Origin of the sequence: Microbacterium sp. 3J1 (genome assembly GCF_001049495.1) — a bacterium.
In the GTDB taxonomy this organism is placed as follows: domain Bacteria; phylum Actinomycetota; class Actinomycetes; order Actinomycetales; family Microbacteriaceae; genus Microbacterium.
In genome coordinates this window covers 68,366-91,156 of record NZ_CDWI01000009.1, presented here as the reverse complement: position 1 = coordinate 91,156, position 22,791 = coordinate 68,366, and the positions used below count along the sequence as shown (strand labels likewise).

At 69.7% G+C, this 22,791-nt stretch carries 28 protein-coding genes; 16 read left to right on the top strand and 12 right to left on the bottom strand.

Features of this window, described 5'->3' with window-relative positions; translation table 11 throughout:
* The first annotated feature begins 18 nt into the window (after positions 1-18).
* The gene (locus BN2660_RS07005) at positions 19-2,547 is read left to right on the top strand and encodes a DEAD/DEAH box helicase (protein WP_091229185.1); all 2,529 of its coding nucleotides are present in this window, start codon (positions 19-21) and stop codon (positions 2,545-2,547) included.
* Between the two features lie 15 nt (positions 2,548-2,562).
* Here BN2660_RS07005 and BN2660_RS07000 read toward each other — a convergent pair whose 3' ends face one another.
* Entirely contained in the window at positions 2,563-3,165 is a 603-nt protein-coding gene (locus BN2660_RS07000) for a M15 family metallopeptidase (RefSeq protein ID WP_091229182.1), read from the bottom strand.
* 103 nt (positions 3,166-3,268) lie between these two features.
* Between BN2660_RS07000 and BN2660_RS06995 the strand changes: the two genes are divergently transcribed.
* Positions 3,269-3,940, top strand: coding sequence for a response regulator transcription factor (locus tag BN2660_RS06995; protein ID WP_091229179.1), 672 nt, complete (start codon positions 3,269-3,271; stop codon positions 3,938-3,940).
* Between the two features lie 28 nt (positions 3,941-3,968).
* Positions 3,969-5,033 (top strand): sensor histidine kinase, encoded by a 1,065-nt coding sequence (locus tag BN2660_RS06990; protein WP_091229175.1) that lies wholly within the window; start codon positions 3,969-3,971, stop codon positions 5,031-5,033.
* Positions 5,034-5,116: 83 nt separating this feature from the next.
* On the opposite strand, the gene BN2660_RS06985 is transcribed toward BN2660_RS06990, so the two are convergent.
* Positions 5,117-5,773, bottom strand: coding sequence for an FMN-dependent NADH-azoreductase (locus BN2660_RS06985; RefSeq protein ID WP_091229171.1), 657 nt, complete (start codon positions 5,771-5,773; stop codon positions 5,117-5,119).
* Between the two features lie 75 nt (positions 5,774-5,848).
* Between BN2660_RS06985 and BN2660_RS06980 the strand changes: the two genes are divergently transcribed.
* Positions 5,849-6,187 (top strand): winged helix-turn-helix transcriptional regulator, encoded by a 339-nt coding sequence (locus tag BN2660_RS06980; RefSeq protein ID WP_091229166.1) that lies wholly within the window; start codon positions 5,849-5,851, stop codon positions 6,185-6,187.
* Between the two features lie 172 nt (positions 6,188-6,359).
* Here BN2660_RS06980 and BN2660_RS06975 read toward each other — a convergent pair whose 3' ends face one another.
* Positions 6,360-7,877: an SDR family NAD(P)-dependent oxidoreductase gene (locus BN2660_RS06975; protein WP_091229162.1), complete on the bottom strand. Its 1,518-nt coding sequence runs from the start codon at positions 7,875-7,877 to the stop codon at positions 6,360-6,362.
* 243 nt (positions 7,878-8,120) lie between these two features.
* On the opposite strand from BN2660_RS06975, the gene BN2660_RS06970 reads away from it, so the two are divergent.
* The 5 genes from BN2660_RS06970 (at position 8,121) to BN2660_RS06950 (ending at position 11,163) form a co-directional block, all read left to right on the top strand.
* The gene (locus BN2660_RS06970) at positions 8,121-9,185 is read left to right on the top strand and encodes a M4 family metallopeptidase (RefSeq protein WP_091229159.1); all 1,065 of its coding nucleotides are present in this window, start codon (positions 8,121-8,123) and stop codon (positions 9,183-9,185) included.
* Positions 9,160-9,468 carry a protealysin inhibitor emfourin gene (locus tag BN2660_RS06965; RefSeq protein WP_091229156.1) on the top strand — a complete coding sequence of 103 codons (309 nt, stop codon included), beginning with the start codon at positions 9,160-9,162 and terminating at the stop codon, positions 9,466-9,468. Before BN2660_RS06970 ends, BN2660_RS06965 begins: the two co-directional genes overlap by 26 nt.
* 101 nt (positions 9,469-9,569) lie before the next feature.
* Entirely contained in the window at positions 9,570-9,914 is a 345-nt protein-coding gene (locus tag BN2660_RS06960; protein ID WP_091229152.1) for a hypothetical protein, read from the top strand.
* Positions 9,915-9,998: 84 nt separating this feature from the next.
* Positions 9,999-10,289 (top strand): hypothetical protein, encoded by a 291-nt coding sequence (locus BN2660_RS06955; RefSeq protein ID WP_091229148.1) that lies wholly within the window; start codon positions 9,999-10,001, stop codon positions 10,287-10,289.
* Between the two features lie 40 nt (positions 10,290-10,329).
* A complete protein-coding gene (locus tag BN2660_RS06950; RefSeq protein ID WP_091229145.1) occupies positions 10,330-11,163 on the top strand; it encodes a ribonuclease H family protein in 834 nt (277 codons plus the stop codon).
* A 7-nt stretch (positions 11,164-11,170) separates the two neighbouring features.
* On the opposite strand, the gene BN2660_RS06945 is transcribed toward BN2660_RS06950, so the two are convergent.
* A complete protein-coding gene (locus BN2660_RS06945; protein WP_091229143.1) occupies positions 11,171-12,355 on the bottom strand; it encodes an FAD-dependent oxidoreductase in 1,185 nt (394 codons plus the stop codon).
* A 95-nt stretch (positions 12,356-12,450) separates the two neighbouring features.
* Here BN2660_RS06945 and BN2660_RS06940 point away from each other — a divergent pair, with 95 nt between their 5' ends.
* Together BN2660_RS06940 and BN2660_RS06935 are read left to right on the top strand one after the other, a co-directional pair.
* Positions 12,451-12,951 carry a TetR/AcrR family transcriptional regulator gene (locus tag BN2660_RS06940; RefSeq protein ID WP_176697118.1) on the top strand — a complete coding sequence of 167 codons (501 nt, stop codon included), beginning with the start codon at positions 12,451-12,453 and terminating at the stop codon, positions 12,949-12,951.
* 23 nt (positions 12,952-12,974) lie between these two features.
* Positions 12,975-13,364, top strand: a complete 390-nt coding sequence (locus BN2660_RS06935) for a DoxX family protein (RefSeq protein WP_091229139.1) — start codon at positions 12,975-12,977, stop codon at positions 13,362-13,364.
* 117 nt (positions 13,365-13,481) lie between these two features.
* On the opposite strand, the gene BN2660_RS06930 is transcribed toward BN2660_RS06935, so the two are convergent.
* On the bottom strand, positions 13,482-14,459 hold the full coding sequence (locus BN2660_RS06930; RefSeq protein ID WP_091229136.1) for an SRPBCC family protein: 978 nt from the start codon (positions 14,457-14,459) through the stop codon (positions 13,482-13,484).
* Between the two features lies 1 nt (position 14,460).
* Positions 14,461-14,868 (bottom strand): ArsR/SmtB family transcription factor, encoded by a 408-nt coding sequence (locus BN2660_RS06925; RefSeq protein WP_091229134.1) that lies wholly within the window; start codon positions 14,866-14,868, stop codon positions 14,461-14,463.
* 150 nt (positions 14,869-15,018) lie between these two features.
* On the opposite strand from BN2660_RS06925, the gene BN2660_RS06920 reads away from it, so the two are divergent.
* Together BN2660_RS06920 and BN2660_RS06915 are read left to right on the top strand one after the other, a co-directional pair.
* The gene (locus BN2660_RS06920; protein ID WP_091229130.1) at positions 15,019-16,065 is read left to right on the top strand and encodes an NAD(P)-dependent alcohol dehydrogenase; all 1,047 of its coding nucleotides are present in this window, start codon (positions 15,019-15,021) and stop codon (positions 16,063-16,065) included.
* A gap of 199 nt (positions 16,066-16,264) precedes the next feature.
* Positions 16,265-17,017, top strand: coding sequence for an SDR family NAD(P)-dependent oxidoreductase (locus tag BN2660_RS06915; protein ID WP_091229128.1), 753 nt, complete (start codon positions 16,265-16,267; stop codon positions 17,015-17,017).
* Positions 17,018-17,121: 104 nt separating this feature from the next.
* On the opposite strand, the gene BN2660_RS06910 is transcribed toward BN2660_RS06915, so the two are convergent.
* The 4 genes from BN2660_RS06910 to BN2660_RS06895 all read right to left on the bottom strand — a co-directional run bounded on the left by BN2660_RS06910 (position 17,122) and on the right by BN2660_RS06895 (position 19,533).
* Positions 17,122-18,345, bottom strand: coding sequence for an MFS transporter (locus tag BN2660_RS06910; protein ID WP_091229124.1), 1,224 nt, complete (start codon positions 18,343-18,345; stop codon positions 17,122-17,124).
* Between the two features lie 48 nt (positions 18,346-18,393).
* Positions 18,394-18,681 carry a hypothetical protein gene (locus BN2660_RS06905; RefSeq protein ID WP_091229120.1) on the bottom strand — a complete coding sequence of 96 codons (288 nt, stop codon included), beginning with the start codon at positions 18,679-18,681 and terminating at the stop codon, positions 18,394-18,396.
* A 2-nt stretch (positions 18,682-18,683) separates the two neighbouring features.
* Positions 18,684-19,019, bottom strand: a complete 336-nt coding sequence (locus tag BN2660_RS06900) for a DUF7882 family protein (RefSeq protein ID WP_091229685.1) — start codon at positions 19,017-19,019, stop codon at positions 18,684-18,686.
* A gap of 73 nt (positions 19,020-19,092) precedes the next feature.
* Positions 19,093-19,533, bottom strand: coding sequence for a MarR family winged helix-turn-helix transcriptional regulator (locus tag BN2660_RS06895; RefSeq protein ID WP_091229117.1), 441 nt, complete (start codon positions 19,531-19,533; stop codon positions 19,093-19,095).
* Between the two features lie 123 nt (positions 19,534-19,656).
* Between BN2660_RS06895 and BN2660_RS06890 the strand changes: the two genes are divergently transcribed.
* Together BN2660_RS06890 and BN2660_RS06885 are read left to right on the top strand one after the other, a co-directional pair.
* Positions 19,657-19,899, top strand: a complete 243-nt coding sequence (locus BN2660_RS06890) for a hypothetical protein (protein ID WP_091229115.1) — start codon at positions 19,657-19,659, stop codon at positions 19,897-19,899.
* Complete coding sequence (locus BN2660_RS06885) at positions 19,899-20,456, top strand: MarR family winged helix-turn-helix transcriptional regulator (RefSeq protein WP_091229112.1); 558 nt, start codon at positions 19,899-19,901, stop codon at positions 20,454-20,456. The genes BN2660_RS06890 and BN2660_RS06885 overlap by 1 nt, the downstream gene beginning before the upstream one ends.
* 60 nt (positions 20,457-20,516) lie before the next feature.
* Here the strand turns inward: BN2660_RS06885 and BN2660_RS06880 are convergent, their stop codons facing one another.
* Together BN2660_RS06880 and BN2660_RS06875 are read right to left on the bottom strand one after the other, a co-directional pair.
* On the bottom strand, positions 20,517-20,687 hold the full coding sequence (locus tag BN2660_RS06880; RefSeq protein ID WP_091229108.1) for a CsbD family protein: 171 nt from the start codon (positions 20,685-20,687) through the stop codon (positions 20,517-20,519).
* A gap of 59 nt (positions 20,688-20,746) precedes the next feature.
* The gene (locus BN2660_RS06875; RefSeq protein ID WP_091229105.1) at positions 20,747-20,995 is read right to left on the bottom strand and encodes a hypothetical protein; all 249 of its coding nucleotides are present in this window, start codon (positions 20,993-20,995) and stop codon (positions 20,747-20,749) included.
* An 87-nt stretch (positions 20,996-21,082) separates the two neighbouring features.
* Between BN2660_RS06875 and BN2660_RS06870 the strand changes: the two genes are divergently transcribed.
* Entirely contained in the window at positions 21,083-22,672 is a 1,590-nt protein-coding gene (locus BN2660_RS06870; protein ID WP_091229102.1) for an SDR family oxidoreductase, read from the top strand.
* Positions 22,673-22,791: the final 119 nt, after the last annotated feature.

Genomic DNA, 22,791 nt, shown 5'->3' with positions numbered 1-22,791 from the left:
GGGTGAAAGGATCGAGTCATGATGCTCGACCCGACGACCCTGCCCGAGGGCTCCGATGCGGATGCCGTCTACACGGCGTTCGTCGACTGGGCGGAGTCGACCGGCATCACCCTCTACCCCGCGCAGGACGAGGCTGTCATCGAGATCGTCTCAGGCAACAACCTCATCCTGTCGACGCCGACCGGCACCGGAAAGTCGCTCGTGGCGGTGGGCGCGCACTATGCGGCGCTCGTCGAGGGGCGCCGCACGTACTACACCGCCCCCATCAAAGCGCTGGTGAGCGAGAAGTTCTTCGCCCTCGTCGACCTGTTCGGCGCCTCAAACGTCGGCATGATCACCGGCGACTCGTCAGTCAACGCGGATGCGCCGATCATCTGCTGCACGGCCGAGATCCTCGCGAACCTCGCCCTGCGACAGGGATCGGATGCCGACGTCGGCCAGGTCGTCATGGACGAGTTCCACTTCTACGGCGACCCCGACCGCGGGTGGGCGTGGCAGGTGCCGCTGCTCGAACTGCCGCAGGCCCAGTTCATCCTCATGTCGGCCACCCTCGGCGATGTGACGCAGCTCGCCTCGGACCTCACCCGCAGGACCGGCCGCGACACGGCATCCGTCACCGGCATCGAGCGGCCCGTGCCCCTGCACTACTTCTACGAGACGACGCCGATCCACGAGACCATCGACGATCTGCTGGGCACCGGCCAGGCGCCGATCTACATCGTGCACTTCTCTCAGGCCGCCGCCATGGAGCGCGCGCAGGCGCTGTCGAGCACGAAGATCGCCACCCGCGAGCAGCGCGACGAGATCGCCGCCCTGATCGGCGGGTTCCGCTTCACGACCGCTTTCGGCAAGACACTCTCGCGGTTCCTCCGCGCCGGCATCGGCGTGCACCACGCCGGGATGCTGCCGAAGTACCGCCGCCTCGTCGAACAACTCGCCCAGCGCGGCATGCTGCGCGTGATCTGCGGCACCGACACCCTCGGCGTGGGCATCAACGTCCCGATCCGCACGGTGCTGCTCACCGCGCTGACGAAGTTCGACGGCCAGCGGATGCGGCAGCTCAACGCCCGCGAGTTCCACCAGATCGCCGGACGAGCGGGCCGCGCCGGCTACGACACGGCAGGCACCGTGGTCGCGCAGGCGCCGGAGCACGAGAGCGAGAACGCCGCCGCGGTCAAGAAGGCCGGCGATGATCCGAAGAAGAAGCGCAAGATCGTGCGGAAGAAGGCTCCCGACGGCTTCGTGTCGTGGGGAGAGCCGTCGTTCCGCAAGCTCATCGACGCCGAGCCCGAGACGCTCACCTCGCACATGCAGATCACGAGCTCGATGATGCTCAACGTCATCGCACGCGGCGGCGACGTCTTCGGCAACATGAGGGCGCTGATCTACGAGAACCACGAGCCGCGGCGACGTCAGCGCGAGCTCGCCCTGCGGGCGATCGGCATCTACCGCACGCTCCTCGAGTCGGGTGTCGTCGAGCAGACGGATGCGGGCGAGATCCGTCTCACCGTCGATCTGCAGCCGAACTTCGCCCTCAATCAGCCGCTGTCGCCGTTCGCCCTCGCGGCGTTCGAGCTACTCGACCCGTCGACAGGCTCAGGGACACAGGAAGGGATGACGGGCGCGGGAACCGGGTCGTACGCCCTCGACATGATCTCGATCGTGGAGTCGACCCTCGACGACCCCCGTCCCGTGCTGAGCCAGCAGCAGTTCCTCGCCCGCGGTGAGGCGGTCGCCGCCATGAAGCGTGAGGGGATCGAGTACGACGAGCGCATGGAGCTGCTCGAGGAGGTCACGTATCCGAAGCCGCTGGAGGAGCTACTCGGCGCCGCCTTCGAGACGTTCAGCGCGGCTCAGCCGTGGATCCGCGATTTCGAGCTGCATCCGAAATCGGTCGTTCGAGACATGTACGAGCGGGCCATGTCGTTCGGCGAGTACGTCGCGTACTACAGGATCGCGCGCTCCGAAGGGGTCGTGCTCCGCTACCTCTCGGACGCGTACCGGGCCGCATCGCAGACGATCCCCGAGGAGCTGAAGGACGAAGACCTCCGCGACCTCATCGAGTGGCTCGGCGAGCTCGTGCGTCAGGTCGACTCCAGCCTGCTCGACGAATGGACCGACCTCGTCGCCGGCGTCCTGCAGGACCCCGACGAGGAGCCCATCGTCCCTCCGGCGCCGAAACGCCTCACGTCCAACATCCGCGCGTTCCGGATCCTCGTTCGCAACGAGCTGTTCCGGCGGGTGCAGCTCGCTGCGCGCAAGGACGTGGATGCTCTCGCGGAGCTCGATCCGTCGTTCGGTGCCGACGCCTGGTCGGATGCCCTCGACGGCTACTTCGCCGACCACGACGAGATCCTCACCGGGGCGGATGCGCGCAGTTCGCGGCTGCTGCTCCTCACCGAGGGCGCGACCGAGTGGACGGTGCGTCAGATCATCGACGACCCGGCGGGCGACCACGACTGGGGCATCTCGGCGACGGTCGATCTCGCGGCATCCGACGAGGAGGGCGCGGCCGTCGTCACGGTGACGGCCGTCGACCGGCTGTAGCCGAGGCCGCCCGCCTCACCGCTGGGTGCGCGGATCGCTGGTCGGGTTGTCGTACATCATCGGGCAGCCGTTGGCGACGGCCGCGGGCCGCAGCTCGAAGTGCCACCGCTCGTTGGCATAGATCTGGCACAGCCCGAACTCCGCTCCGCGCTGCGCCAGCCAGTCCTGGGCGGGGAGCGGCCCGAGGTCGACCGCGTCTCCCGAGACGTGCTCGGAGTTCTCCGGCGTCGCCACCCATCGGGCCGCCTCCTCGGCGGAGCCGTACTCCTCCACGGCGTCCTGCTGGAGCACCTGCTGATACGCCGCCGACCGCCAGCCGCTGTTCACGTGCATCGGCACACCGTCCTGCTCGGCCGCCACCGCCGCAGCCCGCACCGCCTCGAGCAGCGCTGGGTCGAGGTTCGACACCGCCGGCGTCTCGTCGAACACCGAGAGGGCTTCCTCCTCACGGACGACGCCGTCGGCCTCGGTGAGTTCCTCGCGCGTGACGGGCGGCGAGGCGACAGCACTCGACTGCTGGCCCAGGAACACGAGCGTGCCGACGACGAGCGCCATCAGCATGGTGACGGCCACGGCCGCGATGATGCCGGGGCGAGAGAGGGTGGTGCGTGAGTTCATACGCCTCAGTCAACGGATGCCCCCGTTGCGACGGCGTATGCGGTTTCGCATACGCTCCCGATATGCGCGGGTGCGTAAGCTCTCAGCACATGGGAGCTGTCCGGTGCGCGTTCTGATCGTGGAGGACGAGCCGTATCTCGCGGAGGCCGTCCGCGACGGACTCCGACTCGAGGCGATCGCGGCCGACATCGCGGGCGACGGCGACACGGCGCTCGAGATGCTCGGCGTCAACGCCTACGACCTCGCCGTGCTCGACCGTGACATCCCCGGCCCGTCGGGTGACGACGTGGCCCGCTGGATCGTCGAATCCGGCAGCGGCATCCCCATCCTCATGCTCACGGCCGCCGACCGTCTCGACGACAAGGCGACCGGGTTCGCGATCGGCGCCGACGACTACCTCACGAAGCCCTTCGAGCTGCGTGAGCTGGTGATGCGGCTGCGCGCGCTCGACCGGCGGCGTCAGCGGGCCAGGCCTCCCGTGCTGGAGGTGGCGGGACTCCGCCTCGATCCGTTCCGCCGCGAGGTCTACCGCGACGACAGGTACGTCGCCCTGACGCGCAAGCAGTTCGCGGTGCTGGAGGTGCTCGTCGACGCGGCGGGCGGAGTGGTCAGCGCCGAGGAGCTGCTCGAACGCGCGTGGGACGAGAACGCCGACCCGTTCACGAACGCCGTGCGCATCACGGTGTCGTCGCTGCGCAAGCGGCTGGGAGAGCCCGGGCTGATCCTCACCGTGCCGGGGGTCGGCTACCGGATCGAGACGGATGCCGATGGCTGACGGGATCCGCCCCGCCCGGCGCCGTGGGATGAGCGCCCGCGCGAAGCTCACGCTGAGCTACGCCGGCGTCGTCGTCGTGTCGGGCGTGGGGCTGCTCGCCGCGGTCGCCGTCTTCCTGTTGAGGTACGTGCCGGATGCCGCGATCGTCGCCGACCGGTTCGTGCCCAACCGCTCCGACCTGATCCGCGCCTTCATCCCGGCCGCTGTCATGATGATGCTCGTGCTGCTCGCCATCGGCCTGGGCGGCGGCTGGATCATCGCCGGGCGGATGCTGGCGCCGCTCGACCGCATCGGACGCGCAGCCCAGCTCGCGGCACAGGGCTCGCTGTCGCACCGCGTCGCCCTGGAGGGGCCCCGTGACGAGTTCCGTGACCTGGCCGACGTGTTCGACACCATGCTCGAACAGCTCGAGGCGCACGTCGCCGAGCAGCAGCGGTTCGCGGCCAATGCGTCGCACGAGCTGCGGACTCCGCTGGCGATCTCGCAGACGATGCTCGAGGTCGCCCGCAACGACCCCGACCGCGACGTCGAGGCACTGATCGATCGCCTGTACGAGGTCAATGCCCGAGCGATCGAGCTCACCGAGGCGCTGCTGCTTCTCAGCCGGGCCGAGCGACGCGCCTTCACGCGCGAGCCGATCGATCTGTCGCTGCTCGCGGAGGAGTCCGTCGAGACCCTGCTCCCCCTGGCCGACCGCCGCGGCGTGACCATCGATGTCGCCGGAGACGCGGCCCGGGTGCAGGGGTCGGCGCCGCTCGTGCAGCAGTTGGTCACGAACCTCGTGCACAACGCGATCGTGCACAACCTGGCGCAGGGCGGCGCGGTCACCGTGCGCACGCACAACCTGCCCGAGGCCGTGGCCGTCGTGGTCGAGAACACCGGCGAGGTGCTGCCGCCCCACCTCGTGGCGACGCTCGTCGAGCCGTTCCAGCGCGGGGCGGAGCGGACCCGCGGCGACGATCACGCCGGTGTCGGGCTCGGCCTGGCTATCGCCCAGCGCATCGCGCGCGCCCACGACGGATCGCTCGTGCTCACGGCCCAGGAGCGCGGCGGACTGAACGTGACGGTGTGGCTGCCGCATCCGAGCCCCTGAGTCCCCCAGCCCTCACGCGATCGAGCTCGCCTCCGCACGCATGCCGTGCCGGAGACGAGCCCGATCGATGTGACGAGGTGCGGTCAGGCGACCTGATCGCCGCGCAGCGCGGCCAGCTCGCGGCCGTAGGTGCGAGCATCCGTCTCGGCGTTCTCCTTGAGCTCACGCGCAGCGTCGGCGAAGGCGTCGAGCGCCGGGTTCACGCCGACGAGGGTGAAGGGCCGCTCGACGATGCGCAGGTCGAGGCCCCAGACGTCTGCGAGCACGCGGCGCAGCCAGCCGGTGGAGTGGTCCCAGCCCTCCTTGGGGGTTCCGGGGGCGTAGTTGCCGCCGAGCACGGTGACGAGGGTCGCAGGCTTGCCGCGCAGCGCGGTGCCCTGCGGGTCGATGCGCGGGTCGGTGTAGGCGAGGTCGAACCAGGTCTTGAAGTGCTGCGAGACGCCGTAGTTGTAGAGGGGCACGGCGAACAGCAGCGCGTCGGCGCCGATGAGCTCGTCGGCGAACTGCGTGGCGAGGGCGCGGGCCTCGTTCTGCGCGGGAGTGCGCTGCGCCTCGTCGACGAAGCCGCCGGTGACGGCATCCGCCCAGGCCGTGGCCGGAACGGGATCCGCGGCGAGGTCGCGACGGGTCACGGTGGAGTCAGGGTGGGATGCCGTCCACTCGGCCTCGACCAGATCGGCGAGCGAGCGGCTGGCGGACGACGCGGGGAGGATGCTGGCATCCAGGCGGAACAGGGACATGACGACCTTTCGTTTTCGTAGCCGCTCTGTTTTTCTTAGCGGCTCGGGTTAACGTAGCACAGGTATGATGGCGGCATGGCCGAGATCGACGAGGAGCGTCATGTGTGCGATGCCGCCGTCACACTGGCCTTCAGCGTGCTCGGCAAGCGATGGAACGGCATGATCGTGTCGTCGCTCGGCGGCGGACCTTCGACGTTCGTGTCGCTCCGCCGCGCGGTCTCCGGCATCAGCGACACCGTGCTCTCCGACCGGCTCGCCGAACTCGCAGAGACCGGGCTCGTCGCGCGCACGGTCGACGCCGGCCCTCCGGTGACGGTGTCGTACGCGCTCACCGCGAGCGGGCAGGGCCTGCTGCCGATCCTCGATCAGCTGGGCACCTGGGCGTCCGAGAACCTCGAGATCCGCGCCCGGTAGCCGGCCCGCCTCGTCCGGCCCGCCTGTTCATGTGGCCGGCCGCCGCATGCCTGGGCGGCCCGTCCCGTTCACTTGGCTGGCCGCCGTACGCCTCGGCGGCCCCGAGCCGACCGATCAGCCAGCCATCCGTGCGATCGCCAGCCAGGTGAACCGGCGCCCGGCGTCGACCCGGTCACCAGGGGCTGGGCTCGTAGTCCTTCAGGAAGACGCCCTGGATGTCCTCGCCCGCCTCGCCGCGGACGATCGGGTCGTACACGCGGGCCGCCCCGTCGACGAGGTCGAGCGGCGCGTGGAAGCCCTCCTCCGCGAGGCGCACCTTCGTGTAGTGCGGACGCTCGTCCGTGATCCATCCGGTGTCGACGGCGGTCATCAGGATGCCGTCGGTCTCGAGCATCTCCCCCGCGCTCGTGCGCGTCAGCATGTTCAGCGCGGCCTTCGCCATGTTCGTGTGCGGGTGACCCGGCCCCTTGTAGCGGCGCGAGAACTGCCCCTCCATCGCCGAGACGTTGACCACGTACGTGCGCCGGGCAGGCGAGGCGGCCATCGAGGCACGCAGCCGACTGATGAGCAGGAACGGCGCGGTCGTGTTGGCCAGCTGCACCTCGAGCATCTCGAGCGGATCCACCTGCTCGATCGACTGCACCCAGCTGTTCACGCGGTTGACGTCGGGCACGAGTCCGCCGGCGTCGATCGCGGTGCCGTCGGCGTGCTTCTCGAGCGACGACGATCCGGGGGCCATCGCGAGGCGCGCCAGGTCTTCGGCCGTCAGCGCCTGGCCGCCCTGCTCGGCGACGGTTCCGCCGAGGGCTGCGACCGACAGCAGCGGATGCGCGTCGACCGACGCCTGCAGCGCCTGCGGATGCGGGTCGGCGGTGTGTCCGAACGTCTCCATCTCGGGCAGAGGACCGTCGGGAAGTGGCTGCAGCTCGGCATCCGCCAGCAGCGAGTACGCCCCCGGCGAGCGCCGAACGGTCTGCGCGGCGTTGTTGATGAGGATGTCGAGCGGGCCCTGCGCGGCGACGGAGTCGGCGAGGCCGATCACCTGGGCGGGGTCGCGGAGGTCGATGCCCACGACGCGAAGGCGGTGCAGCCAGTCGGCGGAGTCGGGCAGCGCCGAGAACCGACGGACCGCGTCGCGCGGGAATCGGGTCGTGATCGTGGTGTGCGCGCCGTCGCGCAGCAGCCGCAGCGCGATGTGCATGCCGATCTTCGCGCGACCGCCGGTGAGCAGCGCGCGCTTGCCGGTGAGGTCGGTGCGGGCGTTGCGCTTGCCGTGGCTGAAGCGCGCGCAGTCGGGGCAGAGCTGGTGATAGAACGCGTCGACGAGCGTGTACGGCTGCTTGCAGATGTAGCAGTTGCGGGGCTTGAGCAGCTCACCGGCGATCGGGGCGTCGACGACGCTCGTCGCGAGATCGTTGCCGCGGGTCTCGTCGTCGATGCGGTCGGGGGCGCCGGTGGCGGTGCGGGCGACGACGGCCTTGTCGGCCTCGGCGATCGCGTCGCGGATCTCCTTGCGGCGCACGCGCTTGACGGCCTTGAACATCGCGGCGGTCGCGTGACGGACGGCGACGAAGTCGGGGTGCTCATTGTCGATCCGGTGGAGCTCGGCGAGGACGCGCAGCGTGGTGGCGAGGTCGTCGGGGTCGACGCCGGGGCCGAGGTCGGGGGCGGCGTCGGGGGCGGCGGTCATTGGGCCGATTTTACGCGAGGAACCTGGGGGTTCCGCCGCGCGGCCGCGGGCGGTGACCGCGAGGGCGCGTGCAGGATTCAGCAAGGACGGGCGGCGGGCGATCCGGGACCCGCTGATCGACGCGGATGCGCCGCTGCGGGCCGGCGATCCGTGCTGAATACTGCACGCGCGGATGCGGAGAGCCGCCTCCGCGCGGCCCGCGATCGCTCGCCCGACGTCGGACCCCCGGCGTAGGGTCTGAACATGAGCAGCCACACCCCCCTTCACGGAGTCGTCCCTTCCTACCTGCTCGCGCGCCTCGCCGAGTCCGGCCGCTACCCCCGCGCCGCCGCCGCCGCGCGCCAGACGCTGACCGCCGGCAGACCGCCGTTCCGCGCCCGCATCGACCTGTCGATCGACGAGAACGGCGACCTCGTGGCGCAGCTCTCCGACGCGCCGAACCGCACTATCAGCGACGCCGGCAACACGCAGACCCTCCCCGGAGCCGTCGTGCGCAGTGAAGACGACCCGCCGGTCGACGACCCCTCGGCCAACGAGGCCTTCGACGGGCTCGGTGCGACGTTCGAGCTGCTCCTCACCGCGTTCGGCCGCAATTCCCTCGACGATGCCGGCGCACCGCTCGACGCGACAGTGCACTACGGCGTCGACTACGACAACGCCTTCTGGGACGGTGAGCGCATGGTCTTCGGCGACGGCGACGGCGAGGTCTTCGAGGGCTTCACCCGTTCCACGACGGTCATCGGCCACGAGCTCGCCCACGGAGTCGTCCAGCACACGGCGAACCTCGAATACCAGGGGCAGCCCGGCGCTCTCAACGAGTCCGTCGCCGATGTGTTCGGCGCTCTGACCGAGCAGTACCTCCTCGGCCAGACGGCTGACGAGGCGAACTGGCTCATCGGCGCCGAGATCTTCACCGACGCGGTCGAAGGCGTGGCGCTGCGGTCGATGATCGAGCCGGGCACCGCCTATGACGACGACGAGCTCGGCAAGGACCCGCAGCCCGCGCACATGAGCGACTTCGTCCGCACGACCGAGGACAACGGCGGAGTGCACATCAACTCCGGCATCCCGAACCGGGCGTTCGCAGTGTTCGCCCTCGACCTCGGGGGCAAGGCGTGGGAGGTCGCGGGCGTCGTCTGGTACCGGGCGCTCACGGGCGGACTCTCTCGCACGGCGACGTTCACGGAGTTCGCCGATGCGACGCTCGCCGCGGCTGCGGAGATCGACGAGGCCACGGCCGCCGCCGCTCGACGCGCGTGGACGACCGTGGGAGTCTATGAGGATGAGCGAGAGCGCACCTCAGACTGACGACAGGGTCGTCGTCGCCGTGGTGAGGTCGGGCGGCATCGCCGGCATCCGGCGGCAGTGGCGGGTCGAACCCGAGCCGGCCGAGACCTCCGACTGGATCGCCATGATCGACAGCTGCCCCTGGGACGACGACGCGGATGACGACACCGGCGCCGACCGCTTCGTGTGGCTGATCCGCGCACGGACCCCGTCGGAACGGCACGAACGCGAGCTTCCCGATTCGGCTCTCGACGGACCCTGGCGCGATCTGGTCGAAGCCGTCCGCGCCGCTGCGTCCTCCTGACCAGGAACCGACACGCCCGCGCCCGCCGGCGACCACATCCGGGCACCGCCATCGGGGACACCACCATCCGCGACGCCGACATATCCGCGAAGGAGAGAAGAATGCTGACATCCGAAGAGGCCACGCGGCTGCTGCAGCTGTCGGCCGACGCCCGCGCACGCGGCGACGTGCTGCTGCACCTGCAGGTCGAGGTGAGTCGACTCACCGGGGAGCCGTCGTCGTGGGGCTCGGCGCAGAACGAGTTCACCACCAATGAGAGCGTCGGATGCTTCCTCGGCGAGGTCGAGCGCGTCGGCTGGCGCCTCGAGCACACGGGCTACACGTTCGTCGAGTCCGGCGCCACGACCTCGGCCCGCATGCTGAGCACGGGCACCGGCGTGGTCAACCACGGAGCCGTGACGGGGTACTTCACCTTCCGCCGCACCGAGTCACCCACGGGCGAGTGACCAACGGGCGAGTGACCGACGGGCATCCGATCAATCCGGTGTGAATCCCCGCGCGCCGGGCCGGGCGGAGTCAGACTGGGACGCATGGGATTGTTCCAGCATCGCCCCGAAGAAGAAGAGACGCAGTGGACGCTGCCGTCCGAGCCGCTCGAGCGCTCCGACGCAGAGGTGCTGGAGACGGCTCCGACGGTCGACCCCCTGTCGCTCGGCCTCCGACTGGAGTCGGGAAGCTCGGTCACGTCGATCGTGTTCCCGGTCGCACCGACACCACCGGCCGCCGTCTCGACCGAGAACCGCGAGCCCGAGCCCGAGGACGGCAACCGCGAGCCGGAGCCAGAGTCCGAGAACCGCGAGCCCGAGCCCGAGGACCGCTGACCGTTCCGGCGCTGTCGCTCGCCCCGGCTACGGTTGAGGGATGACGATCACCGCCGCCGCAGACGGCTCCGCCCTCGGCAATCCCGGTCCCAACGGGTGGGCCTGGTACATCGACGACGCGAACTGGGCGGCGGGCGGTTCCCCCCACGGCACCAACAACCAGGGCGAGCTGCAGGCGGTGCTCGAACTGCTCCGTGCGACGGCCGGGATCTCCGAGAAGCTGCTGATCGAGTGCGACAGCCGCTACGTGATCGACTCGGTGACGAAATGGATGCCGGGGTGGAAGCGCAAGGGCTGGCGCAAGTCCGACGGCGGTCCGGTGCTCAACCGCGAGCTTCTCGAGGGCATCGACGAGGCGATCCGCGGACGCGATGTCGAGTTCTCGTGGGTCAAGGGCCACGCCGGGCACCCGCTGAACGAGGCCGCGGACGAACGAGCGAACGCCGCCGCGAAGGCGTACCAGCAGAAGCAGGAACCTCGCCGGGGTCCCGGCTTCACCCTCGCGACGGATGCCGGGGCGGCCGCGGCCGGCTCTGCGGCGATCGCGGCCGGCGCCGGCGCCCCCGCGGCGAGCGCCGCCTCCAGTCAGGGCGCGGCGAGCGCCGCCTCCCGCCAGAGCGACGCGAGCATCGCCGCGAGCCGGAGCGACGATGACGCCGCCTGGGCCGATGCGGTCGAGGCCGACGCTGCCCGGCTGGCCCCGGAACCCCTCTGGGCCGAGGCATCCGACCTGTTCGACGGTCTCGACGACGAGCCGGCATCCGATCCTGTCGAGCTGCGCGTGACGTTGAGCGGCGAAGAGCACGCCCGGCTCGCCGACCGGGCGAACGCGCAGGGCATCCCGCTCGAAGAGGCCCTTCGCCGCCTGATCTGAGACGGCGTCACCGCACGCTCTCGGGGCGGGCGCCGAGGCCGACGAAGCGCCCGGTGATGCGCGTCAGCGCGGGGTATCGGCGCAGCATCCGCAGCGGGATCGGGAGCGGCGCCCCGGGCTCGCGACGGGAGAGCAACGGAGTCTGCAGCGCCCGTTGCACCCGCTGCGTCACGAGCACGGGCCAGGTGCGGCGGCGCTGGACTCGCCGCAGATCCGCCGGTTGCGGCGTGCCGTCCTTCAGCACGGGTGCGAGGATGCGGGCGGCGGCCACAGCATCCTGGATCGCGAGGTTGATGCCCACCCCGCCGGCGGGCGACATCGCGTGCGCGGCGTCGCCGATGCACAGCATCCCCTCTCGATACCACCGGCGCAGCCGTTCCAGCCGCACTCGCAGCAGGTGCACGTCGCCGGTCGTGAGGTGGGCGGCTGCCGCGCCGAGGCGCGGGGAGATCTCGCGGATGCGCTCCTTCATGCGCTCGACGTCCGGATCGGTTCCGGTCCAGGTGCCGGCGGGGATCACGTGCGCGATCTGGAAGAAGTCCTCGCGGTCGATGGTGATGATCATGCCCGCGCCGGCCTGGACGAACGGGTAGGTCTCGCCCTCGCTCTTGGGCAGTCTGAACCACAGCACGTCCATGGCCGCCGCCACCCCCGTGGGGACGAGCTCGGCCTGCTTCCGAAGCATCGAGTCACGCCCCGAGGCGTCGATCACGAGTCGGGCCCTGACCTCGACCGGCCCCTCGGCGTCGATGCCCGTGACGCCGACGATCCGCTCGCCGTCGCGCACCAGGCCATCGATGCGGGTCGATCGCAGCAGCCGGAAGCCCGGGTAGCGACCCGCGGCCGCCGCGAGCAGGTCGAGGAAGTCCCACTGCGGCATGAACGTCATCACCTTCCGCCTGGTCGGCAGGCGCGAGAAGTCGGCCAGCGTGAGCTCCGTGCCGTGCCAGCTGAGGGTCACGCGCGGCATGTCGGCGTGCGGCATGGCGAGGAACTCGTCGAGTAGGCCGAGGTCGGCGAGCAGCTCCTGAGTGGACGGGTGGATCGTGTCCCCGCGGAAGTCGCGCAGGAAGTCGGCGTGCTTCTCGGCCACGGTGACCCGGAGTCCCTGCCGGGCGAGCAGCAGACCGAGCATGAGACCCGCGGGCCCGCCCCCGACGACAACGCAGTCGGTGTCGATACGTGTGTTCATGAAGAGAGCATGCGCCGAACGGGTGCGACGATACGAGCATGGTCAATAACAGACGCGGGAGGCCGCGCGGGGAGCCCACGGCACGCCGACGGCTGATGGATGCTGCACAGAGGCATTTCGACGCGGGAGACTTCGTCTCCGTCTCCTCCCGTGAGCTCGCCGCCGAGGCGGGTGTCAGTCACACGCTGGTCAATTATCACTTCGGCTCGCGCGACGGCCTGCTCGCGGCGGCCATCGCCCTGCGCGCCGCACCCCACGACGTCATCGCGCTGTCGCGTGACGAATCCGGCCGCATCGATGTCGACCGGCTGGCGCACGGCATCCTCGCGGTGTGGGAGCACCCCGAGCACGGGGCGCGTCTCGCCGGCTTCGCCCGCCGCCTGTCTTCGGGCGAAGGAGCCGCCGAGACGATCAGCGACTACATCCAGAACTCCGTCTTCGAGCCGCTCGCGCACGACGTCGGCCTCCCTCACGCACGGCGCATGGCAGCGGCGATCGTCGGGTTCGTCTTCGGTCGGTACGTGCTCGCGCTGCCGATGTTCACCCGCCTCTCGCGGGAGGAGGCGGGCGGTCTGCTGCGATCGATGCTTCGCTGACGTCCGGCGCGTACACTCGCAGCATGTCGAACACCGCACGCATGATCGGTCGTCTCTTCCTCGGTTCGTCACTCGTCTTCGCCGGTGTGTCGCACCTGACGTTCGCCCGCGACGAGTTCCAGGCACAGGTGCCCGAGTCGCTGCCGCTGGATCCCGACACGACCGTCGTCGCGTCCGGCGTGGCAGAGGTCGCTCTCGGCTCCGCCCTCCTGTTCGCGCACCGCTATCGTCGCCGGGTCGGCGTCATCGCGGCGCTGTTCTTCGTCGCCGTCTTTCCCGGCAACATCGCGCAGTGGATGCATCACCGCGACGGATTCGGATTGAACACCGAGATCAAGCGCTTCGTGCGTCTGTTCTTCCAGCCGGCTCTCGTCGCGCTCGCGCTGTGGTCGACGCGTCCGGCTCGTCGCTGACCTGCAGTCCGCGCCGGCCGCTTCGCCCTCCGCTCGACAACTCCCGAGCAGCCGCCTCGCACGGCAGAAGACCGGCCTCTCCCGCAGGAGCAGGCCGGTCTTCCGGAGTTGCGGAGCTCAGACCGCGAGCAGCTCGCGCTCGAGGCGGGCGTACGACGTCTCCATGCCATCGGCCATGCCGGTGGAGAGGATCATGTCGCGCGTCTCCTTGTCGGGGTACTCGATGTACAGGGTGATGAGTGTCGCCCCCTCCTCCTCATAGAGGTTGAGGTCGTTCAGCGTCTCGACCGGCATGCCGATCATCCGCTCGGTCTGCACGGACCGTCGGGGGGCGTCGATGAGCAGCGCCTCCCCCTCGAAGCCGAACGGCTCTCCCTGGGTGTCGCCGGTCGGGGCCCACGACGTGCGGTAGCTCTGACCGACCTCCGTCGCGACGACGCACTCCGTCATCTCCCACCCGTCGGGCCCGAGCAACCACCGCTTCATGAGCTCGGGGTCGTTGTGCGCCTTCCAGACGAGCTCGCGCGGCCCCTCGATGAGCCGGGTGATCCGCACGTGCGTGTCGTCGAGCAGCTCGACCTGCGTCCCCTTGCCCTGCGCGTAGTCGCGGAGGTCCTGCAGCACGACGTCGAGCTGGCTCATTGCGAGCGTGAGACCCTCGACCTGGCCCATCTCCACGACCTGCTCGAGGGCATCAGCCGACTCGAAGTGACTCGTGGTGATCATCCGAGTGCCGTCGGCGGTGGACTCGAACGCGAACGACATGCGCTGCGCCGGGAAGCCGTCGAGCGGCTGCCCCTGCTCGTCGGCGAACGAGTCGAGGACCTCGAAGGCATGCGGGGCGTCGATCGACAGGAACTCCCAGGACCCGGAAGACGTCTCGCCGCGCGGGCTGTTCATCGTGTAGGTCGCGCGGCCGCCGATCGTGTGGTCCCACGCGGTGAACGTCGCCGGCCATCCGGGAGGTCCCCAGAAGCGCTCGAGCTGGCGCGGATCGCTGTAGGCGCTCCATACGCGCTCGATCGGCGCGGCGAAATCGGCGACGACGGTCATCGTGAGGGTGTCGGCGTCAGTGATGACATCGGTGACGGGCATGTCACTCTCCTTCTTCGGTTCGGTGGTTCTCTGCGGTGTCGGTGGTGGATGCCGGCTGGGTCCCTGAACTCGTCGTGGGCTCGGCCAGCAGATCGTCGAGCTGTGCGATGCGCGACCGCCACAGCTCTTCGTATCGGGCGAGGAGCGCCCTGGCGCGGGCGATCATCTCGGGGTTCGCGCGGACGAGCCGCTCGCGTCCCTCGGCGCGCTTGACGATGAGGTCCGCTGCTTCGAGCACGGCGACGTGCTTCTGCACCGCGGCGAACGACATCTCGTACTCGGAGGCGAGGGTCGAGACGGACTGCTCCCGCTCGATCGTCCGGCGCAGGATGTCACGCCGGGTCGACGCCGCCAATGCGTGGAACACACGGTCGACCTCCGCTTCGCTCAGTTCTCGTTGTGCAACCATTTGGTTGTACGTTATGCCTGGAGCGAGGCGGTGTCAAGAGGCTCTCGGCGAAAGCGTCATACCCCGGATCGATAATGGAAGAGACGGCGTCGAGCGCCCCCGCCTCCGCACCGCGCGGCAGACAGCTCGGACGCCAGGAAGAAGGATCACATGAAAGCTCTTCGCTACGTCGAGATCGGCAAGCCCCCCGTCGTCGTCGACATCCCGATTCCGCAGCCCGGCCCCGGCCAGGTTCTGCTCAAGGTCACGGCGGGCGGCGTCTGCCACTCCGACGACTACGTCATGGGCCTTCCCGAGAAGGACTACCTCGAGCAGAGCTATCCGCTGCCCCTGACGCTGGGCCATGAAGGCGCGGGCATCGTCCACGAGATCGGCGAGGGTGTCGACTCGACGCTGAAGATCGGCGACGCGGTGGCGGTCTACGGACCTTGGGGCTGCGGTCGCTGCCACAACTGCTCGCAGGGCATGGAGAACTACTGCACCAACGCCGCCGCCGAGGGCATCCGCCCACCCGGTCTCGGCAGCCAGGGTTCGATGGCCGAGTACATGATCGTCGACGACGCCCGCCATCTCGTGCCGCTGGGCGACCTGGATCCCGTGCAGAACGTCTCACTGACCGACGCCGGCCTCACCCCGTACCACGCGATCAAGCGCTCGCTCCCGAAGCTCGGCGCCGGCACCTTCGCCGTCGTCATCGGCACCGGCGGGCTCGGCCACGTCGGCATCCAGATCCTCAAGGCGATCTCGGGCGCCACGGTGGTCGCTCTCGACGTGAACGACACGAAGCTCGAGCTCGCCACGGAGGTCGGCGCCGACCACGTGCTGATCAGCGATGAGTCCGCCGCCGACAAGATCCGCGAGATCACCGGAGGTCTGGGCGCGAACGCGGTGTTCGACTTCGTCGGCGCGAATCCGACGATGGCCCTGGCGCAGAGCGTCGCTGCGCTCGATTCAGACGTCACGATCGTCGGCATCGGCGGCGGAAGCATGTCTCTCGGCTTCGGCTCGATCGCGTACGACGCGGCCGTTCGCATCCCGTACTGGGGATCGCGCTCGGAACTGATCGAGGTGCTGGATCTCGCTCGCGCGGGAAAGATCCACGTGCAGACCGAGACCTACTCGCTCGACGACGGCCCGAAGGCATACGAGGATCTCGCCTCGAACAGCATTCGCGGCCGCGCGGTCATCGTCCCGTAGCCGGCAGTTCCGCGATCGTGGCCGCTCGGGCTTACAGCCGGAGCGGCCACTCCCGTCTTCGGCCAGGACCGGACCCCGCGTGGTGAAGACATTCATTCACCTGAATCCACCTTCCCGGATCAGGCGTAGGCTGGAGAGAAGGACGGACCGTCCGAGAAGATCTCCCGGCACCGTGACCGCCCGGGAAGAAGCCCCCAACATGGCTCAGTACGACGTCTCGAACCGCTCGGCGATCGTGACGGGAGCGGGCAGCGGCATCGGACGCTCGACCGCTCTGCTCCTCGCCCAGAACGGCGCATCCGTCGTCGTGAACGACCTGAACGCGGACAACGCGAACGCGGTCGTCGAGGAGATCCGCGCCGCCGGCGGCATCGCCGAGGCATCCGTCGGCGATGCGACCGACGTCGAGTGGATCGCGTCCTCCGTCGAGCTCGCGAACACCCTCGCCCCGCTGCGCATCGGTGTGAACAACGCCGGCATCGGCGGAGCATCCGCCCCCACCGCCGAGTACGACGACGCCGCGTGGGACAAGGTCATCTCGATCAACCTCAACGCCGTCTTCCGCAACATGAAGGCGCAGATCCCGTCGATCCTCGCGAACGGCGGCGGCTCCGTCGTCAACATCGCCTCGATCCTCGGCAGCGTCGGATTCGCGAACTCGCCCGCCTACGTCGCCGCCAAGCACGCCGTCGTCGGCATGACGAAATCCGCAGCCCTCGGGTACTCGGCACAGGGCGTGCGCGTGAACTCGGTCGGCCCCGGCTTCATCGACACCCCGCTGCTCGCCACCATGGGCGACGAGGCGAAGGCGTTCCTGGTGAGCAAGCACCCGATCGGCCGCCTCGGACAGCCCGACGAGGTCGCGAACCTCATCGCCTTCCTCGCCAGCGACGCTGCCAGCTTCATCACCGGCAGCTACCACCTCGTGGACGGCGGCTACACCGCCCCCTGAGGTCCGGTCGGCATCCGTCGGCGTTCATGACTCCGGAGAACCGGCCGGTCGGCGCGCGGTTTCGCGCGTCGACCGGCGAGTTATGACCGGATCCCCGGAGTCGCTCACCGCCGGGGCTTGCGACCCTCAAGCACACCGGCCAGAAGCACCGCGACGAGAGCGGCGGCCGGCGCGACGATGAGTCCGGCGCGCAGGCTCTCGGTCTCGGCGATGTAGCCGACGAACGGGGGCGACAGCAGGAACCCGAGGCGCAGCAGCCACGACACGATCGTGAGCCCTACTCCGGCCCTGAGCCCGGGGAGCTCGTCGGCGGCATGCATCGCGGCGGGGATGAGCGTCGCGATGCCGAATCCGACGGCGGCGAAACCCGCGATGGTACCGGGCACGGTCGGGAAGACGAGGGCGAGCGTCATTCCGACGGCGGCGATCAGGCCGCCCACTCGCGCGACAGCGCGCTGGCCGAACCTGTCGGTCATGCCGTCGCCCAGCATCCGCCCGATGAACTGCGCACCGACGAGCGCGATGAATCCGAGGGGAGCGACCGCGGCGGCGGCTCCGAGGGACTCGGCGAGATACAGCGTCGCCCACGAGTTGCCCGCATCCTCGGCGACGGCGCCGGCCATGGCGATGAGGGTCAGCGCGATGATGATCATCACGGTGCGCGGCGCGACGCCGCGGCGCACCGCGCCGGTGACCTCGGCGGGCTCGGCCGTCGCATCGGCATCCGCTTCTTCGTCCCGCCCGGGAAGGCAGAAGCCGAGCGCGACGAGGGCCACCGTGGCGAAGACGGCGGTCGAGATCCCGAGGTGCACCCCGAGCGGCAGCTGCAGCGCGATCGCCGCGGCCGCCATCGCGCCGCCCAGCACCGCGCCGATCGACCAGATCGCGTGGAACGAGTTGATGATCGAGCGGCCGTACAGCCGTTGCACGCGCAGCCCGTGCGCGTTCTGCGCGACGTCGGTGATGGCATCGGATGCTCCGCCGATGAGCAGAATGCCGGCGAACACGAGCCCCGAGGGCGCGAACGCCGCCGCGAGGAGTCCGAGCCCGGTCGCGACGGTGCCGAGCACGGCGACGCGCGCGGAGCCGAATCGACGGATGAGCACGGCCGCGAGGAGTCCGGCCGCGATGGCCCCGGCAGGGAAGGCGGCGAGCGCCAGACCGTATCCGACGTTGTCGAGTTCGAGCGCCGCTTTGATCTCGGGGTACCGCGGGAGGATGTTCGCGAAAAGAGCGCCGTTCGTGAGGAAGAGCGCCGAGACGGCGATCCGCGCACGGCGGGCGGCGCGATCGGCAGCGGGTCGTCGAATCGATTCGGCGGAGGTCATGCGTACGATCGTACACGTACGGGCCGGCGCTCCGCCCCGTGCCGCGATCTACGCCAGCAGCGCCCCACCCTCGATGCGCACCGCGCCGGATGCTGCGATCACGGCCGCCTTCGCCGCGTCGAGATCGTCGTAGCGACCGAGGAACTCCGCTCGGCTTCCGCATGCGTCGAACCCGTCACCGGAGGTCCCGTCGACGGATCCGAGGAACTGCCTCCTGTCGTTGCCGACGAAGAACCCCGGCTCGACCTCGACCCAAAGACCCTTCGGCCTCGACGCACCCCTCGAGCGTGCTCCCTTCGCCGCCTTCTTGGCGGCGGGCCTGATGCGCGTCGACATCGTCAGGCGCTGAGCGCGTGCAGGCGGCGCGACTGCGAAGGCGCGACGGCGAACTCGTCACGCGTGAGATCGAGACCGCGAGCGGAGTTCGCCGCGTTCATCATCGCGACGAGCAGCGGCCGGTCCAGCGCCGGGTCCTCTTCGCACTCCGTGACGAACCGCATGGGGATGGATGCGTGGATCCAGAGCGTCTCGGCGCGACCGTCATCGGTCATGACCGTCAGGGGGAAGGACTCGTTGCGGCGCAGCTTGGTGACCATCACCACCCGCAGGTGAGCCATGAGCTCGTCGTCGATTTCGAAAGGTGCGCTGGTGTTTCCGTAGGTCAGATATCCCATCATCTCTCCTCATCGCAGAAGATCGCTTGAGAAAAAGGTTACTAGGTTACCTAGTTAAATCGCAACGCGACCTCTACGGGAGGTCACCGATCTCTTCGGTGAGGCGTCGGAGGAAGCGGGCGACGGCTTCTCCCTGCTCGGGAGTGAACTCCTCGGCGAGAGCGCCGATCCGCTGAGTGAGCTCGTCGGCCGGAGAGTGGAGATCGCGCAGCGACGGCCGCAGCACCTTCGATCGGGCGTCGCGCGGATGCGGCCCGATCAGGATCTGCCCGCGCTCCTGGAGTCGACGGAGCAGGCTGGTGACAGCGGCGGTGCTGATGTTCAGGTGCGCGGCGAGGCCGCCCGGTGTCGCCGGAGAGTCCTTCGGAGCGTCGACGATGTACCGCATCGCCTCGCGGTCGGTGTCGTTCGGCGCGCGCAGCGCGGCGAGACGTCGAGCGAGCTGCGCCTCGGCACGGCGGAGCTCATCGACGAGCTGCACGAGATCGGTCGAGGTCTCGGTCCTGGTATCCATGTGTCACCCCCTGACACGACGATTCTACTCGAACATCACGTAAGCAGGTTGACTAGCTAAATCCCATGCGACCAGGCAGTCCCTTTCAGATGCGAAGATGGAATCCTGGCCGGAAAGGATTCTATGGTCGAGCGATTCACCGTCGAGCAGGCGGGGTACATCCTGTACGCCGACATGGTCGATCGTCTGCGCACGCAGTTCCCGTCGGTGCCCGCCTGGCGCCTCGATCAGATCGTGGCCGCCGAGCACGACGCCATCACCGGCGGCGTCCTGCGCATCGTCCCGGCCGAGGTCGAGACGGGGGCCGTGGAGATGCTGACCCGCGAGCAGCAGGGACGCCTGGACGAAGACGGCGAGGTGGCGTGATGAACGGCGAGGCAGAGTACGGCCGGTCCGGCTATTGGTACCCCGACGGAGACACCGCGAGCACCGTCGACGTGCTCAATCTGCTGCGTCGCTACCGCGCGGCCGAGACCGCGATGCGCGCGCGCACCCGGGCCTCGATGGGCATGAACGAGACCGACCTCGTGGCCCTGCGGTTCCTCCTGCGCGAGCAGCGAGCCGGACGCATCGTGCGCCCGATCGACATCGCCCGCATGCTCGACATCTCGACGGCATCCACCACCACCCTCATCGACCGGCTCGAGAAGGGTGGGCACGCCCGCCGCGAGCCGCACCCCACCGACCGCCGCGCCGGAGTCGTGGTGCCCACAGTCAGCAGCGACGACGAGGTCCGCGCGACTCTCGGCGCGATGCATCGACGGATGCTGGCGCTGGTCGACGAGATGAGCGACAAGGAGCGCGCCGTGGTGACCCGCTTCCTCGCGGGCATGACCTCGGCGATCGAAGAGGCGTCGGATCTCGATCAGGAGTTGCGTGACGTCATCCGCTCGCATGAAGAGGCGGAGTCCTCGGGCGAGTGACCCCCCGGACGCACGGCGGGGAGGCGGCATCGGCCGCCTCCCCGCACAGTGTCACCGGTCTCAGTTGAGGGCGTCCTTGACGTTCTCGCCGGCCTTCTTGACGTCGGCCTTGGCCTGTTCGGCCTTGCCCTCAGCCTCGAGCTTCTCGTTGTCGGTCGCCTTGCCGACGGCCTCCTTGGCCTTGCCGGTGAGGTCCTGAGCGGCGTTCTTGATCTTGTCGTCGAGTCCCATGGGGGATCCTTTCTCTCATCTTCCAGCGGTGGTTCAGGTAGCCGGGTGCGAGTGCCCAGTCAGAACGGGATCGCGAGGATGCCAGCGACCAGCGGCAGCGCCGCAGCAGCCGTGAGTGCGACGAGGCCGGTGATCCCGAGCGACCGCCAGAGCGGCGATCGGGCGACGCCGACCGGGATGGGATCGATGCCCGTCGACCTGGCGACGGCATCCCGGGCCGACAGCGGCGTGAAGGACGCAGGCTCGGAGGCGGCATCCGCTGCCAGTCTCGGAGCGGATCTCATGCGGGTCTCGGTTGCGCCGTTCATGTCACCTTCCTCGTCATAAAGATTACTAGATGAACTAGTCATATACCAGCCTAGGGAAATGTCGGACTTCGGTCCTACTCTCGAGACATGACGGAGCTCACCCAGCCCACCGGCCTCGAAAACACGCTGCGCGCGATTCCCCGCGACGACGGAACCTCTCCCCGCGCTCTGGTGCTCGGCGCCACCGGGTACATCGGCGGTCGCCTGACACCCCGACTCCTGAACGGCGGGTATCGCGTGAGAGTGCTCGCCCGCGACGCGGCGCGCGCGGCATCCTTCCCCTGGGGACCGGACTGCGAGATCGTCGAGGGGTCAGCCGACGATGCGGATGCCGTCGCCGAGGCCATGCGCGACGTCGACGTCGTCTACTACCTCATCCACTCGATGACCGCCGGCAAGGGCTTCGAGGAGAGCGACGAGCGGGCCGCGCAGACGGTGGCGGATGCCGCGGCGAAGGCCGGCGTGCGTCGCATCGTCTACCTCGGCGGCCTGCATCCCGACGACGTGACGCTGTCGCCGCACCTGCGCTCGCGCGTGCACGTCGGAGAGATCTTCCTGCGCTCCGGCGTACCCACGCTCGTGCTGCAGGCCGGGGTGGTGATCGGATCGGGATCCGCGTCGTTCGAGATGATCCGGCACCTCACCGACGTGCTCCCGTACATGCCGGCGCCGAAGTGGGTGCGCAACCGCATCCAGCCGATCGCCGTGCGCGACGTGCTCCACTACCTGCTCGGGGCGGCGCGCCTGGATGACGACGTGAACCGGGCCGTCGACATCGGGGGTCCTGACGTGCTGCGGTACGGCCAGATGATGAACGGCTACGCGGTCGAGGCCGGGCTCCCCCAGCGGGCCATCGCGGCGTTGCCGGTGCTGACGCCGGGCCTGGCATCGCACTGGGTCAACCTCGTGACACCCGTGCCGCGATCGATCGCACGTCCGCTCGTCGCGTCGCTGCAGAACGAGTGCATCGTCAAGGATCGCGCGATCGACGACCTGATCCCCCGGCCCGACGGCGGGCTCACCCCGTATCGCCGCGCGGTCGCGATGGCGCTCGGCCGGGTCGACGCCGACACGATCGAGACGAGCTGGCAGGATTCCGAGGTCTCGGGAGCACCGAGCGACCCGCTGCCGAGCGACCCGGACTGGGCAGGGCGCACGGTGTTCACCGACGCTCGCACCCTGCGGTCGAAGGCGTCGGTCGACGGGCTGTGGCGCATCATCATCGGCATCGGTGGGTCGAACGGCTGGTACTCGTCGCCGTTCCTGTGGGCCGTCCGCGGCTGGATGGACCGGCTCGTGGGCGGCGTGGGACTGCGTCGCGGGCGACGGAGCAAGGCAGATGCGCGGGTCGGGGATGCGATCGACTTCTGGCGCGTGGAAGCCGTCGAGGAACCTGGCCGCGAGACCGAGGCCTCGTCCGCGAGCGGGGGGCTGCTGCGGCTGCGCGCCGAGATGAAGGTGCCGGGCGAGGCGTGGCTCGAGCTGCGGGCCGTGCCCGACGGATCCGGCGCCCGGTATGAGCAGCGGGCCGTGTTCTTCCCGCGGGGACTCGCCGGCCGGCTGTACTGGCTGGCCGTGCTGCCGTTCCACGGGTTCATCTTCGCCGGCATGGCCGCCCGGATCACCGCTGCCGCCGAGGTGCGGGGCGAGGCGCCCGCGGCTGCCGCCGTGGCCTGAGCCGGTTCGGTCTCGGCCGGTTCGGTCTCGACCACCGGGTTCGGTCTGAGCCGGTTCGGTCTGAGCCCTTCGCCTGCCCCTCCCCGCGTGCGGGGTCAATTCCGCACCCGGATTCGCGT